The 13,073-nt window shown below is 64.8% G+C and carries 13 protein-coding genes and 1 tRNA gene; 6 read left to right on the top strand and 8 right to left on the bottom strand.

The genetic code is table 11. The annotated features are described in order from the left end of the window. Nucleotides 1–58: 58 nt before the first annotated feature. On the bottom strand, nucleotides 59–538 hold the full coding sequence (locus GM909_RS00070) for a MaoC family dehydratase (protein ID WP_157014160.1): 480 nt from the start codon (nucleotides 536–538) through the stop codon (nucleotides 59–61). A gap of 280 nt (nucleotides 539–818) precedes the next feature. Between GM909_RS00070 and GM909_RS00065 the strand changes: the two genes are divergently transcribed. Then, entirely contained in the window at nucleotides 819–1,313 is a 495-nt protein-coding gene (locus GM909_RS00065; RefSeq protein ID WP_157014159.1) for a phasin family protein, read from the top strand. A gap of 98 nt (nucleotides 1,314–1,411) precedes the next feature. Here the strand turns inward: GM909_RS00065 and GM909_RS00060 are convergent, their stop codons facing one another. The 3 genes from GM909_RS00060 to tlpA all read right to left on the bottom strand — a co-directional run bounded on the left by GM909_RS00060 (nucleotide 1,412) and on the right by tlpA (nucleotide 3,171). After that, on the bottom strand, nucleotides 1,412–2,041 hold the full coding sequence (locus GM909_RS00060) for a GNAT family N-acetyltransferase (protein WP_157014158.1): 630 nt from the start codon (nucleotides 2,039–2,041) through the stop codon (nucleotides 1,412–1,414). Between the two features lie 135 nt (nucleotides 2,042–2,176). After that, complete coding sequence (locus tag GM909_RS00055; protein ID WP_157014157.1) at nucleotides 2,177–2,362, bottom strand: hypothetical protein; 186 nt, start codon at nucleotides 2,360–2,362, stop codon at nucleotides 2,177–2,179. 125 nt (nucleotides 2,363–2,487) lie between these two features. Further along, complete coding sequence (gene tlpA / locus GM909_RS00050) at nucleotides 2,488–3,171, bottom strand: thiol:disulfide interchange protein TlpA (protein WP_157014156.1); 684 nt, start codon at nucleotides 3,169–3,171, stop codon at nucleotides 2,488–2,490. A 32-nt stretch (nucleotides 3,172–3,203) separates the two neighbouring features. On the opposite strand from tlpA, the gene argH reads away from it, so the two are divergent. The 4 genes from argH (at nucleotide 3,204) to GM909_RS00030 (ending at nucleotide 8,930) form a co-directional block, all read left to right on the top strand. Continuing rightward, on the top strand, nucleotides 3,204–4,604 hold the full coding sequence (gene argH / locus GM909_RS00045) for an argininosuccinate lyase (protein WP_157014155.1): 1,401 nt from the start codon (nucleotides 3,204–3,206) through the stop codon (nucleotides 4,602–4,604). 71 nt (nucleotides 4,605–4,675) lie between these two features. Beyond that, nucleotides 4,676–4,888 carry an LPS translocon maturation chaperone LptM gene (gene lptM, locus GM909_RS00040; RefSeq protein ID WP_235911523.1) on the top strand — a complete coding sequence of 71 codons (213 nt, stop codon included), beginning with the start codon at nucleotides 4,676–4,678 and terminating at the stop codon, nucleotides 4,886–4,888. Nucleotides 4,889–4,940: 52 nt separating this feature from the next. Beyond that, a complete protein-coding gene (lysA, locus tag GM909_RS00035) occupies nucleotides 4,941–6,218 on the top strand; it encodes a diaminopimelate decarboxylase (protein WP_157014154.1) in 1,278 nt (425 codons plus the stop codon). A gap of 159 nt (nucleotides 6,219–6,377) precedes the next feature. After that, nucleotides 6,378–8,930 carry a TIGR02302 family protein gene (locus GM909_RS00030; protein WP_157014153.1) on the top strand — a complete coding sequence of 851 codons (2,553 nt, stop codon included), beginning with the start codon at nucleotides 6,378–6,380 and terminating at the stop codon, nucleotides 8,928–8,930. Between the two features lie 144 nt (nucleotides 8,931–9,074). Here the strand turns inward: GM909_RS00030 and GM909_RS00025 are convergent, their stop codons facing one another. The 3 genes from GM909_RS00025 to GM909_RS00015 all read right to left on the bottom strand — a co-directional run bounded on the left by GM909_RS00025 (nucleotide 9,075) and on the right by GM909_RS00015 (nucleotide 11,258). After that, on the bottom strand, nucleotides 9,075–10,064 hold the full coding sequence (locus GM909_RS00025) for a BMP family lipoprotein (protein ID WP_157014152.1): 990 nt from the start codon (nucleotides 10,062–10,064) through the stop codon (nucleotides 9,075–9,077). Nucleotides 10,065–10,242: 178 nt separating this feature from the next. Then, nucleotides 10,243–10,905, bottom strand: a complete 663-nt coding sequence (gene msrA, locus GM909_RS00020) for a peptide-methionine (S)-S-oxide reductase MsrA (RefSeq protein WP_157014151.1) — start codon at nucleotides 10,903–10,905, stop codon at nucleotides 10,243–10,245. 32 nt (nucleotides 10,906–10,937) lie between these two features. Further along, nucleotides 10,938–11,258, bottom strand: coding sequence for a hypothetical protein (locus GM909_RS00015; protein ID WP_235911520.1), 321 nt, complete (start codon nucleotides 11,256–11,258; stop codon nucleotides 10,938–10,940). A 333-nt stretch (nucleotides 11,259–11,591) separates the two neighbouring features. Between GM909_RS00015 and GM909_RS00010 the strand changes: the two genes are divergently transcribed. Further along, nucleotides 11,592–11,681 (top strand) — tRNA-Ser (locus GM909_RS00010). A gap of 126 nt (nucleotides 11,682–11,807) precedes the next feature. Here GM909_RS00010 and GM909_RS00005 read toward each other — a convergent pair. Then, nucleotides 11,808–12,995 carry an IS481 family transposase gene (locus tag GM909_RS00005; protein WP_456238003.1) on the bottom strand — a complete coding sequence of 396 codons (1,188 nt, stop codon included), beginning with the start codon at nucleotides 12,993–12,995 and terminating at the stop codon, nucleotides 11,808–11,810. Nucleotides 12,996–13,073: the final 78 nt, after the last annotated feature.

The following is a 13,073-nucleotide window of genomic DNA, read 5'->3' as shown; positions in this document are numbered from 1 at the left end:
ACTTTAGAATGGTTCTAAAGTGACTTGAGGTCGCCGGTCATGTTTTCCAGGCGACCGGTCAGCCGGCGGCCGGCTCCATGGCGATCAGGGTCAGCGTTTCGGCGATCAGCGCCGGCTTGTCCTCGCCGTCGATCTCGACCGTGTTCGACGATTTCATCAGGTACTGGTCCGGCGCCCTTTCCTCCACGGACAGGAGCGTGGAGCGCATGCGGATCTTCGAGCCGACGCGCACCGGGGCCAGAAAGCGGACCTTGTCCAGCCCGTAATTGAAAACGGCGCGGATGCCCTTCGGCAGGCCGCCGATCTCGTAGCTCAGGCCGGCGAGCAGCGACAGGGTCAGATAGCCGTGGGCGACCGGCGCGCCGTAAGGGCTTTCGCGTTTGGCGCGGTCGACGTCGACATGGATCCACTGGCGGTCCCGCGTGACGTCGGCGAACCGGTCGATCATCTCCTGGTCGACCGTGACCCAGGAGGACACGCCGCGTTCGTGCCCGACCATTGCCCGTAAAGCTGCAATTTCCGCTGCGCCGCCGTTCATCATCTGCTCCTGCTCGACGCGGCGGCTCGTTCAACATGCGCCCCATCGGTTCGATATGCCGATTGCCGGCCGGGCCGGTGGGCGACATTTGGCGCACGGGGCGTTCCGGTTCAAGCAAAAAGGGGTGGTGCAGCGTTGCCCGGCACGTCAATGAGGCAGGTTTGTTGCATCGCACAAAAAAATGTTGCATTGCACAATGAAATTGCCTATATAGGCCGCGAGCCCCGGGCCGCCAGCGGACGGGGCCGACCATGGCTTGATCGAAGAATGGAGAATTGAAATGCCTAGCAAGACGACCGGCCAGAAGGCCGCCAACGACTATTTCGAGCCCTTCCGCCGCACTCTGGAAGGCTTTCAGGACAAGTTCGAGGTTCCCGCAGCCGCTCGCGAGTTCGTGCAGCGCGGCGCTGTCTCCGCCAAGGAGCAGGTCGAAAAGGCGCGCACCCACGCCGAGGGCGCAACCGCGGAGGCGCAAACCTTCGCCGGCACGGCGATCGGCCGCTACGCCGATTTTTCGCGCGGCCTGGTCGAAGCCGGATTTGCCAATGTCGAGCAGGCATTCGACACGCTCGGCAAGATCGCCGGTGCGGCCTCGCTCGAGGATGCGGCAAAGCTGCAGTCCGACTATCTGCGTGACAGCGCAAAGGCCAATATGGAGCGCCTTCGCGCCAACGGCGAATCCGCCCAGACGGCGATGAACGAGACGGCCGAATTCTTCAAGGCCGGCTTTGCCCGGTTCAACGCCGAGGCGACCAAGGCTGCCAAGGCGGCCTGAACGGACCGTAACGGCTGATTGGAATTTGATTTCCGATTGCAGAAAGCCCGGATCGCTCCGGGCTTTTTGCCGTTGTGGAAGCGTCCGGCGCGTCCCGGTTACTTGCGCGCCGGGCGTCCGCGGCCGGGAAGCCGGAAATCCGCCACACGGCGCATCAGGTTTGCGAACACCGGCCCTGCTGCGTCGTGCACCGCGGCGGGTGCTGGCGGCCGGACCGGCGCCTGGACGTCTCCCAGATCGATCGTGCCCAGGGTTTCGTAGTCCTGAAAGCTCAGCCTGGCGCTGAACCTGCGCGCGAGCGCCTTCATCGCCTCGTTCTGCGGGTGGGTCGTCACCAGAAGCTGCTGATAGCCGAGCGTCCGCGCATACTCGATCAGGCGCTCGAAGAGCCAGCTGCCGATGCCCATGTTCTGGCGATGATCTTCGACGCTGAAGGCAATCTCCGCCTGACGCAGTTCGCCCCGGCCCGTCTCGTGCAGTTCGGCCGCGCCTTCAACGCGCCCGTCGCAGACATAGGCGACGACGATGGTCCTTTCGGTGTCCCCGGCAAAGCAACGCGCCGCATAGGCGCGGACGAATTCGTCGTCCGTGACGCCGTTGAAGCGGTCGCGCCGGCTTGTCGCGTCGAGCCGCAGCAGGTGATCGCAGAACAGGCCGCGGTCGTCGGCCGTCAGTAGCCTGATCCGCCCCTTTTCCTCTGCGTTGTCGTGATGTCGTGATTGCGCCATGTGTCAACCATCTCGCGGTTATTCCTCCCGTGAGTCGTCGACTCTCTGCGTCGCGCAATATTGTGCAATGCAGCAAGACATTCAAGCAAACCGTCGGCATGCCAGCCATTCGCTGCCTGCATGGGTGGCGGCGGGTTAAAACTCGAAGCCGAGGTTGTTCTTGGAATAGGATTCGCGAAACGGGTCGCGCGGGTGTTCCGAATGCAGACGCCCGTGAAAAGGGGATTTGCGCTTCTTCGTGCCGTCCTTGCGGTTGTCGCTGTTGCGCGTCTCGGCGTGGTCGGAACCGCTGATCGCTGGCTTCTTCTTGTTCTTCGTCATGCTGGCGTCTTCTATACTGTCTGGAAACATTGCACAGCCGGCAAATTGAATACGCGAAAATGACCCTTGGGCGGAGTCAAATTCGGTTACGCCCTGTTTCCTGAATTGCGTGTTATCTCAAGGATTTATTCACCAATCGCGGTGCGGATGAACGTCTTGGCGTCATCGCTTGCCCATTCGGCGGGGCCGTTCATGTGCGCAAGTAGGCATCCTTGCGCGTCAATCAAGAGGGTGACCGGCAGGCCGAGCGCCAGTCCGCGCTTTTTCACTTCGTTGAACAGGCCCAGCGTGTTGTCGCGATAATAGGCCAGCGTCTCGATGCCGATGTCGGACAGGAAGGCCTTGGGCTTGGTATCGTCGCCGGTGTCGACATTGACCGCCACCACCTCGAATTCCTCGCCGCCCATGTCGCGCTGCAGGGCATCCAGTGCCGGCATCTCGGCCCGGCAGGGCGCGCACCAGGTGGCCCACAGATTCATCAGCACCGTCTTGCCGGACAGATCGGCAACCGTCATCGGCGCGCCGTCCGGCCCGTTGAAGGCCAGGTCGGCGAGGTTGCGCGGCGGATCGGCCGGCAGCATGGCGGCCACCTCGCCCTGTGCGGCATCGGCGAGCGCCCTGGCACGCTCCGCGTTTGCCGCGCAGGTCTTGTCGGCCGCGCTCGGAGCCGCCGCCCCGGCCAGTTGGCCATCAGGGCGCGTGTTGCCAGATGGCGCGTTCGTCACGTATACGGCAATCCCGCCGGCAATCGCGCCCGCCACAGCGGCCAGAAGGACGAGGCGCATCGCCGGCAAATGCAGTTTCTTCATTGCGATCTCCAACTCGAACGCCGGTTAGCATGATGAGCGAGAAAAAGACCAGCAACCAGATGTGGGGCGGACGATTTGCCTCGGGTCCCGACGCCGTCATGGAGGCCATCAACGCCTCGATCGGCTTCGACCGCAAGCTCTACGCCCAGGACATCAAGGGCTCCCTCGCCCATAGCGCCATGCTGGCCGAGAAGGGCATCATTTCGGCCGAGGATCAATCAAAGATCGCTCACGGCCTGAACACGATCCTGGGAGAGATCGAGAGCGGTGATTTCGCCTTCTCGGCCCGCCTCGAGGACATTCACATGAATATCGAGGCGCGGCTTGCCGAACTGATCGGCCCGGCCGCAGGGCGCTTGCACACCGCGCGCTCGCGCAACGACCAGGTGGCCGTCGACTTCCGCCTCTGGGTCAAGGAAGAACTGACGAGGACGGCCGAGGCGCTCAAGGGGCTGATTGCCGCATTTCTCGCCCGGGCAGAAGAGCACGCGGCGACCGTCATGCCGGGCTTTACCCATCTGCAGACGGCCCAGCCGGTCACCTTCGGCCATCATTGCATGGCCTATGTCGAGATGTTCGGCCGCGACCTGTCGCGGGTGCGCGACGCCATAGAGCGGCTTGACGAAAGCCCGCTCGGCGCCGCCGCGCTGGCCGGCACCGGCTTTGCCATCGACCGGCAGATGACGGCGGCCGCGCTCGGCTTTCGCGAGCCCACCCGCAACTCCATCGACAGTGTGTCGGACCGCGATTTCGCATTGGAATTCCTGTCGCTCGCCGCGATCTGCGGCGCACATCTGTCGCGGCTGGCCGAAGAGATCGTCATCTGGTCGACGCCGCAATTCGGCTTCGTGCGCCTGTCGGATGCCTTTTCCACCGGCTCCTCCATCATGCCGCAGAAGAAGAACCCGGACGCAGCGGAACTGATCCGCGCCAAGACGGGCCGGGTCAACGGCAATCTCGTCGCCCTGCTGACGGTCATGAAGGGGCTGCCGCTCGCCTATTCCAAGGATATGCAGGAAGACAAGGAGGCCGTCTTCGACACTGCCGAGACGCTCGACCTGATGCTGGCTGCGATGACCGGCATGGTCTCCGACATGCATATCGACAAGGCGGCGCTGAAAAAGGCTGCCGGGGCCGGCTATTCCACCGCGACCGACCTGGCGGACTGGCTGGTGCGCGCACTCGGCATGCCGTTCCGCGAGGCCCATCACGTCACCGGGCGCGCCGTGGCGCTGGCGGAAGAAAAGAAATGCGGGCTGGAGAAGCTCGCGCTGGAAGATCTGCGCTCCATCCATCCCGAGATCACCGAGGATGTCTATTCGGTGCTGTCGGTGACGAACTCGGTCAAGAGCCGCACCTCCTTCGGCGGTACGGCGCCTGCCGAGGTGCGCCGGCAGATCCGCTACTGGAAGAAACGCTTGGCGAAGGCATGAATTTGTTCCGGGTGGTTCCATTTCGCCCGGCCTGGCATTAAAGCTTTCCGCATCAGATCAAGGGGGTGGCAATGGCGATCCGCAAAGAAGCAGCAGCAATGGTGGTTGTCGCCCTCGTGGCGCTCACGGTGTCGGCCTGCGGGCGCAAGGGCGATCTCCTGACGCCCAGCGAGGCGGCCGCCGAGGCACGCAAGGAAGCCGAAAGGGAAGGGCAGCCGCTGCCGCCGGCGGAAAAGCGGAACAATCGGTCCAAACGCTTTTTCCTCGACCCGCTGATCGAGTAACGAAAACAGCGCCGCCCGCGACACCCGCAGCGCAGCGCCCGAGGATACCCACGTGAACCATTTCGACTATCGCGACGGCGTCTTGTTTGCCGAGGACGTGGCCGCGCCGGAGATCGCGGCAGCGGTCGGCACGCCGTTTTATTGCTATTCCACGGCGACGCTTACCCGTCACTACAACGTCTTTGCCGAGGCCTTCGCCGAACTCGACGCGCTCGTCTGCTATGCGATGAAGGCCAATTCCAACCAGGCCGTCATCAAGACGCTCGCCGGTCTCGGCGCGGGTGCCGACGTCGTCTCCGGGGGTGAATTGCGCCGCGCGCTCGCCGCCGGCATTCCGGGATCGAAGATCATGTTCTCCGGCGTTGGCAAGACAGCCGAGGAAATGGACTTCGCCCTCGCCGCCGGCATCCATTGCTTCAACGTGGAATCCGAGCCCGAACTCGAGCTTCTGTCGGCGCGCGCCGTGGCGAACGGCAAGACGGCGCCGATATCCCTGCGCATCAATCCCGATGTCGACGCCAGGACGCACAAGAAGATCTCCACCGGCATGGCGGAAAACAAGTTCGGCATTGCCTGGCAGCACGCCCGCGACGCCTATCGCCGTGCCGCGGCATTGCCGGGCCTGCGGGTGACGGGCATCGACATGCATATCGGCAGCCAGATCACCGAACTGCAGCCCTTCGACGATGCCTTCGCGCTCCTGATTGAACTCACCGAGGTGCTGCGCGCCGACGGCCACGCGATCGAGCATGTCGATCTGGGCGGCGGGCTCGGCATTCCCTACCGGCTCGACAACACGCCGCCGCCGCTGCCCGAAGCCTATGCCGATGTGGTGCGCAAGCATGTCTCGAAGCTTGGGCTGAAGGTGATCTTCGAGCCCGGGCGGCTGCTTGTCGGCAATGCCGGCATTCTCGTCACCTCGGTCATCTATCTCAAGGAAGGCGACGCCAGGAACTTCGTCATCGTCGATGCCGCCATGAACGACCTCATCCGGCCGACGCTCTATGACGCCTACCACGAGATCCGGCCGGTCGCCTTTTCCGCCGAGAATGCGCCGCGCATCACGGCCGATGTCGTCGGCCCGGTCTGCGAGACGGGAGATTATCTCGGCCATGACCGCGACCTGCCGCGCCTGGGACCGGGTGACCTGCTCGCCGTCGGCACGGCGGGAGCCTATGGCGCGGTACAGGCCGGAACCTACAACACAAGGCTCCTGGTGCCGGAGGTGCTGGTCAATGGCGACCGGTACCATGTCGTGCGGCCGCGCCCGACCTATGAGGATCTGATCGGGCTCGATTCGCTGCCCGACTGGCTCGAGCCGGGAGCGTGACGGCAAGCCGGCGCGGCGCGTTCGCGCAGCACAATTTCGTGGTTCATCACATATTGGTGTAGGCGAATGCCTCGTCTTTGCCGTGTTTCCTGATATCCTGTGACACGATGAGCCGAGCGCGCCGAGCGCGGTCGTGTCTCGGAGAAACGGGATGAGCTCATGGCAGGGCAGGAGACCGGCAGCATAGCCCGGCTGAGCAGGACACGCTTCGTCACGCATCTGGTCATGACGCTGGAGCGCATCTGGCCGCTCGTCGTGCCGATCCTGGTCGTCATGGCACTGTTTGCCGCCATTTCCTGGTTCGGCCTGTTCCGCCTGATGCCGGACGCCATGCGTCTGGTGATGCTGGCCGTCTTCGCGCTCGCTGCCCTTGCCGCGCTCTATCCGCTGCGATTCTTCCGGCTGCCTGCGCGCCATGAGGTCGACCGGCGGATCGAACAGGCCAACAGGCTCGAACATACGCCCGTTTCGGCACAGGCCGATCGTCTCGCCGATTCGTCCGACGGCTTCGCTTCCGCGCTCTGGCGCGAGCATCAAAAGCGCATGGCCGCGCGCCTGAAAGAGCTGTCCTCGGACCTGCCTCGCACCGGCCTGCCGGAGCGTGACCCCTGGGCACTGCGCGCGCTCGCGGCCCTGCTCGTCGTTACCGCCTTCGCCTTTTCCTCCGGTCCGCTGGGCGGCAGGCTGGATGACGCGTTCCGCATGCATGGCGGCAGCGACGTCGTTCCGCCGCGCATCGACGCCTGGGTGACGCCCCCCGCCTATACCGGCAAGCCGCCCATCTATCTCTCCGCCGACGCCAATCGCCAGCGCAGCGAATTCGTCGTGCCGGAAGGCAGCATCGTGACGCTGCGGCTCACCGGCGGCTCGGGTGCGGAGACCTTGGCCTTTGAAACGCCCACCGGCGGCACCAGCGTGATCGAGGCCAGCGACACCCTGCCGATCACAGGGAGTGCCGGGCCCGGCAGCGGTGCGTCGAAAGCGCGCCAGTTCCAGCACAGGCTGATCGGAGACGGGGCGCTGCGCCTGGTGAACGGCTCCAGCGAGATCGACGGCTGGCGGTTCCGTGTGCTTTACGACCAGCCCCCGACGATCGAATTTGCCGGCACGCCGCAGCGCGCGGTCAATGGGACGCTGGAACTGGCCTACACCATCGAGGACGACTACGGCGTCGCCTCGGGCCGGGCCGAGATCGCCTTGGCCGAGAAGCTGGCGCCGGGCGCGCGCCCGCTCTACGAGGCGCCCGAAATGCCGCTTTCCATGCCGCGCCGCGGCGAGCGCGAGAAGGAGACCAAGACGGCGCGCAATTTGACCGAGCATCCATGGGCGGGCAGCCCGGTGCGGATCGGCCTGGCCGCCGTCGACGATGCGGGCCAGGAGGGGCGCAGCGAAACGCTCGATATGCGCCTGCCCGAGCGGCCGTTTTCCAACCCGCTTGCCCGCGCCATCGTCGAGCAGCGGCGCATCCTGGCGCTCGATGCCAACCGCAAGCAGCACGTGCTCGACCTGATGGACGCGGTCACGCTGCGTGCCGAAGACACCTTTGACAACATGTCGCACTATCTGGCGATCATGAGCGCGCGCTCGCGCCTGAACATGGCCGAGAGCAACGATCAGCTGCGCGGCGTGGTCGACTATCTCTGGGAGATCGCCACCGGCATCGAGGACGGCGACCTGTCGGCGGCCGAACGGCGCCTGCGCGCCGCCCAGGAAGCGCTGCGCCAGGCGCTTGAAGATGGCGCCTCGGACGAGGAGATCGAGCGGCTGATGGCGGAACTACGCGAGGCCATGCAGGAGTTCCTGCGCGAATTCGCCGAGCGCGCGGCGCGCGATCCCAATATGGCCCAGCAGATGCCGCCGGATACGCAGGAGCTGCGCCAGAACGACCTGGAGCGCATGCTCGACCAGATCGAGGACCTGGCGAAATCCGGCGCCCGCGACCAGGCGCAGGAACTGCTGTCGCAACTGCAGGAGATGATGAACAATCTGCAGACCGCCCAGCGCCAGCAGGGCCAGGGCGAGATGCGCCGCCAGATGGACAAGCTCGGCGAGATCATGCGTCGCCAGCAGGAGATGATGAACGAGACCCACAGGCTCGACCAGATGCAGCGCGGCCAGCGCCAGCGCGGGCAGAACCGGGGCGAGCAACGCGGTCAGCAGGGCGGCGAACAGGGTGAACAGCAGGGCGATCAGGGTCAGGGCGGCATGACGCCGGAGGAATTCGCCGAGGCGCTGCGCCAGATGCAGGAGGGCCAGAACCAGCTTCAGGGCGAGCTCGGCGAGCTGATGCAGGGCCTCGAGGGCATGGGCATCCAGCCCGGTGACGGGTTCGGCGAAGCCGGCGAGGCGATGGGCGAGGCCGGCGAGGCGCTGGGCCAGGCCGAGGGCGAACGGGCCGTCGGCGAGCAGGGCCGGGCGCTGGAGGCGCTGCGCCGTGGCGCGCAGGACATGATGCAGCAGATGCAGCAGGCCATGCAGGGCGACCAGGGTCCGGGACAGGAAGGCGGCCGCCAGCAGAGTTCCGATCGCGACCCGCTCGGCCGGCCGCGCGCCACCACCGGCCCGGATTTCGGCGATACGGTCGAGGTTCCCGACGAGATCGACGTGCAGCGCGCCCGGCGCATCCTCGACGCCATCCGCCAGCGCCTCGGCGACGCGCTCAGCCCCGAGCTCGAAAAGGACTATTTGGAGCGCCTGCTCGACATGCAGTGAGGCCGCAAATCCGGTCGTGCCCACCGGAGCCGTATCCGACAATTTTTGGCAGTTGGGGCTCGGAGGCAGCTCGCTGGCATGCGGGACAAAACAAAACCGCCGGGCGCGTGGCCCGGCGGTTCGTTGTCTGAGGCCGCCTGCTGATCAGTAGGGGCAGCTATTGTCCGACATATAGTCGTGCACTTCGATCTTGCCGGCGATGATGTCGGCCTTGGCCTGTTCCACCGCTTCCAGCATTTCCGGCGTGACGAGGTCCTTGTTGTTCTCGTCCATGGCGTAGGCGACGCCGTCCTCGGCCAGGCCGAGATTGTTGAAGCCGTAGGCGAACTCGCCGTTCTTGGCGTCCATGAAGGCCTCGTAGACGGCGAGGTCGACACGCTTGACCATCGAGGTCAGGATCTTGCCCGGTTGCAGGCCGTTCTGGTTGGAATCGACGCCGATGCCGAGCTTGCCGGCATCCGCCGCCGCCTGCAGGACGCCCACGCCGGTGCCGCCGGCCGCGGCGTAGATCACGTCGGCGCCCTGATCCATCTGCGACTTTGCGATCTCGCCGCCCTTGGTCGGGTCGTTCCAGGCGGCCGGCGTGTCGCCGGTCATGTTCTCGATGACTTCCGTCGCGCCCGCCGCCTTGGCGCCGCCGACATAGCCGCAGCCGAACTTGCGGATGAGCGGGATGTCCATGCCGCCGACGAAGCCGACCGTCTTGGATTCGGAGGCGATGGCGGCCATCACGCCGACGAGATAGGAGCCCTCATGCTCCTTGTAGACGACCGAGCGCACGTTCGGCGCGTCGACGACCATGTCGATGATGGCGAAATCCGTTTCCGGATAATCGGCCGCGACCTTTTCCAGCGCCGCCGACCAGGAAAAGCCCGCCATGACGATCGGGTTGCGGCCGTCCTCGGCAAAGCGCTGCAGCGCCTGCTCGCGCTGGGCGTCGTTGGAGATCTCGAAGTCGACATAGTCGATGCCGGTCTCTTCCTTGAACTTCTCAGCGCCGTTATAGGCGGCCTCGTTGAAGGATTTGTCGAACTTGCCTCCCAGATCGTAGATGATCGCCGGCGCAATTTCCTCGGCCAAGGCCGGGCCGGTAAGGAATGTTGCGGCCATCAGGCCCATCAAGATACGCTTCATGTGATCCACACCCTGTTGGTTTTTTCCATGCTCTTTTTTGCAGGTCCGCTACGCGCGTCAAGACGCATAGGCGGGACCGGACGGGAGTGTCAGCCCCCCGCTCACGCGGCAATGTTGCATGGCCAACGGCAAAATTCACGCGGAAATTTGACCTTCCGGAAAAATCCGCGCGGCGCGGTCAGGCGGCGGCGCCGGGCAGGGGGCAGGCCACGCCGGTGCCGCGCAAGCCGCAATAGCCGGCCGGATTCTTGGCCAGATATTGCTGGTGATAGTCCTCGGCGAAATAGAAAGGTCCGGCCGGCGCGATCTCGGTCGTGACAGGTCCCTGTCCGGCTTTCGCCAGTTCGGCCTCGTAGGCCTCGCGCGAGGCTTGTGCCGCGGTGCGCTGTTCCTCGCTCGTGGTGTAGATGGCCGAGCGGTAGGTGGTGCCGACATCGTTGCCCTGGCGCATGCCCTGGGTCGGGTCGTGGCTTTCCCAGAAGATCCTCAGGAGATCCTCGTAGCCGACCTTTTGCGGATCGAAGACCACGCGCACGACCTCGGCGTGGCCGGTCAGCCCGGTGCACGTCTCCTCATAGGTCGGGTTCGGCGTGTAGCCGCCGGCATAGCCCGCCGCCGTGACATAGACGCCGGGCGTCTGCCAGAACAGGCGCTCCGCACCCCAGAAGCAGCCCAAGCCGAAACAGGCCACCTCCATTCCGTCCGGATAGGGCTCCTTGAGCGGCGCGCCGGAGACGAAATGGCGCTCGGCCGTCGGGATCGGGTCGGCGCGGCCGGGCAGCGCGTCTTCGTGCCGCGGCATCTGCTGCTTCTTGCTCAACAGGCTGTTCAGAATGGACATGAAATCCGCTCCTTGTGACGATTGATCCGGGTTTATCCGGTGAGAAGGCCGTGCGCGCGCTCCGGCTTGCGGCCGGCGGCATAGAAGACAAAGGCGAGCGCGGCGAAAACCGCAAAGCCGGGCAGCGACAGGATCCAGGCGATGACCGGGTCCCAGAGCAGCGCCAGCCCGTAATGCCCGAACACCACCTGCGCCTGGTCGAGCGTTTCGGGCGAAACCGCCTGCCAGCTCTGGACAAGCGGCGTCATGACGATGTCGGACGCCGCCACCGAGCGCGTCGTGTCGATGACCGCCATGATGACCGCAACGGCAAGGGCGGCCATCGCCATCAGCCTGCACGCCAAACGAAGCAATATCGCGCCTCCACTTGCAGCGCCGTGCGTCCTTATGCACACACGGCGCGCCCAGACTCTTGCGCCGGCGCATCAGGCCTCCGAGGTTCGATTCCGATCGTCGGGCCGACACGCGGGGCCGGCAGTGCCATCTCATCACACACATATGGCCGATGCGCCGGGCGCGCAATCGCCGCACGCGAATTTGAGCGTCGTGACCGGCCTGTCGGACGCGCAGACGGCCGGTTCTTCAATCGGAATGCGTTCAACTGGCAAAGGGGCCTTGGCATTCGCCGGCAGATCGACTAGATGAGCCCGGTCGCGCCCCGCAAAGCCGGCGACAGCGACAAATGCGGTGAGGTGGCCGAGTGGTTGAAGGCGCACGCCTGGAACGCGTGTATACGGGAAACCGTATCGAGGGTTCGAATCCCTCTCTCACCGCCAGCCCTTTGCGGGTCCGTTCCGGACACATTGGTTACAGTTTATATCGGAGACATGGGTAACACTTTCGGCCCGAAGGGGTTTTGAAGTGGTTCCAGTCTGGTCCGTTCCGGACACATTGGTTACAGTTTATATCGGAGACATGGGTAACACTTTCGGCCCGAAGGGGTTTTGAAGTGGTTCCAGTCTGCATGTCTCATCGTCGAAATATCCCAGATCGTAGTCCATGAAGCTGACGAGCCAGATTCGGTCGTCGACCTGCCTGATGCCGACGGTCTGGCCGGCGAAGACCTGACTGAGGTTGATCTTCTTGCGATTGTAGCAGATGCGGCCGCAAGTGGTGACGGTGACGGCCTTGTCGTGGAAGGGGTACTCGAGATCGGGCAGCCCCTTGTAGGGACGCGGTGAGGCGCTGTAGCGCTCGGCCGGGCAGGCCATGTCGAGCGCCTGGTGTGGCCGCTCGGTGTTGAATTCCTCGACGAAGTCGTCGAAGCGGGCCTGCTGCTGCAGGAAGTTGGCGCCGGCCGGCTTTGTGGTCTCCAGCTTGAGGGTGAGGTGCATGCGCTCGTGGCGGCCGTTCTGCTGCGGATGGCCCGGCTTGATGCGTTCGATGTTTATGCCGAGCCTGAGCCACCACACCGACAGCTTCGACAGATTGAACAGCGCGTTCGGGCTGGCGAAGGGCACGCCGTTGTCGGTCCTGATGGCGCTTGGCAGGCCGAACTCCTTGAAAACGCGCTCGAACACGGTGAAGGCATAGGCTTCCTTGGTGGTATGGAGCGCCTCGCAGGCTAGGAGATAGCGGCTGGCGAAGTCGCTGATCGTCAGCGGATAGCAATAACGCCGGTCGGCAAGCATGAACTCACCCTTGTAGTCGGCGCACCACAGCTCGTTGGGCCGGTAGCCATGCGAGAGCGGCGTCCCTTGCGCCCTGTTGCGCCGCCGCTTGCGGCGCTTGACCAGGCCGTGGCGGTCGAGCACCGCATGCACGGTCGAGATCGCCGGCGTGTGCATATCCGGGTAGAGCTTGGCCAGCCGCTCCCTGATCTTGGGCGCCCCCCAGCTCGGCTTGTCTTGCTTGGCACGCACAATCAGCTTCTCGATTTGGAAAGGAAGCTGATTGGCGTGCCGGTAGGGCCGGCGCGAGCGGTCGGTCAGTCCTTCCAGCCCGCTATCGTTGTAGCGACTGATGAGCTTGTAGCCCGTCTTGCGCGAGATGCCGAACTCCCGGCACAGCACCGCCATCTTCTCGCCATCCAGAAGCCGGGCAACAAATTTGAGACGCTCGTCCATGCGGTTGCACTCCTGCCAAGGCACCTTTGCTCTCCTCGCAAAGGCCAAGAAGTGTTACCCATGTCTCCGGAATGAACTGTCACCCTTCTCTCGGGAAGGACA

It is taken from the genome of Mesorhizobium xinjiangense, assembly GCF_009749525.1.
Taxonomy (GTDB): domain Bacteria; phylum Pseudomonadota; class Alphaproteobacteria; order Rhizobiales; family Rhizobiaceae; genus Mangrovimarina; species Mangrovimarina xinjiangensis.
Note: the sequence above shows the minus strand (reverse complement) of the source record. Positions and strands in the feature narration are given on the sequence as shown.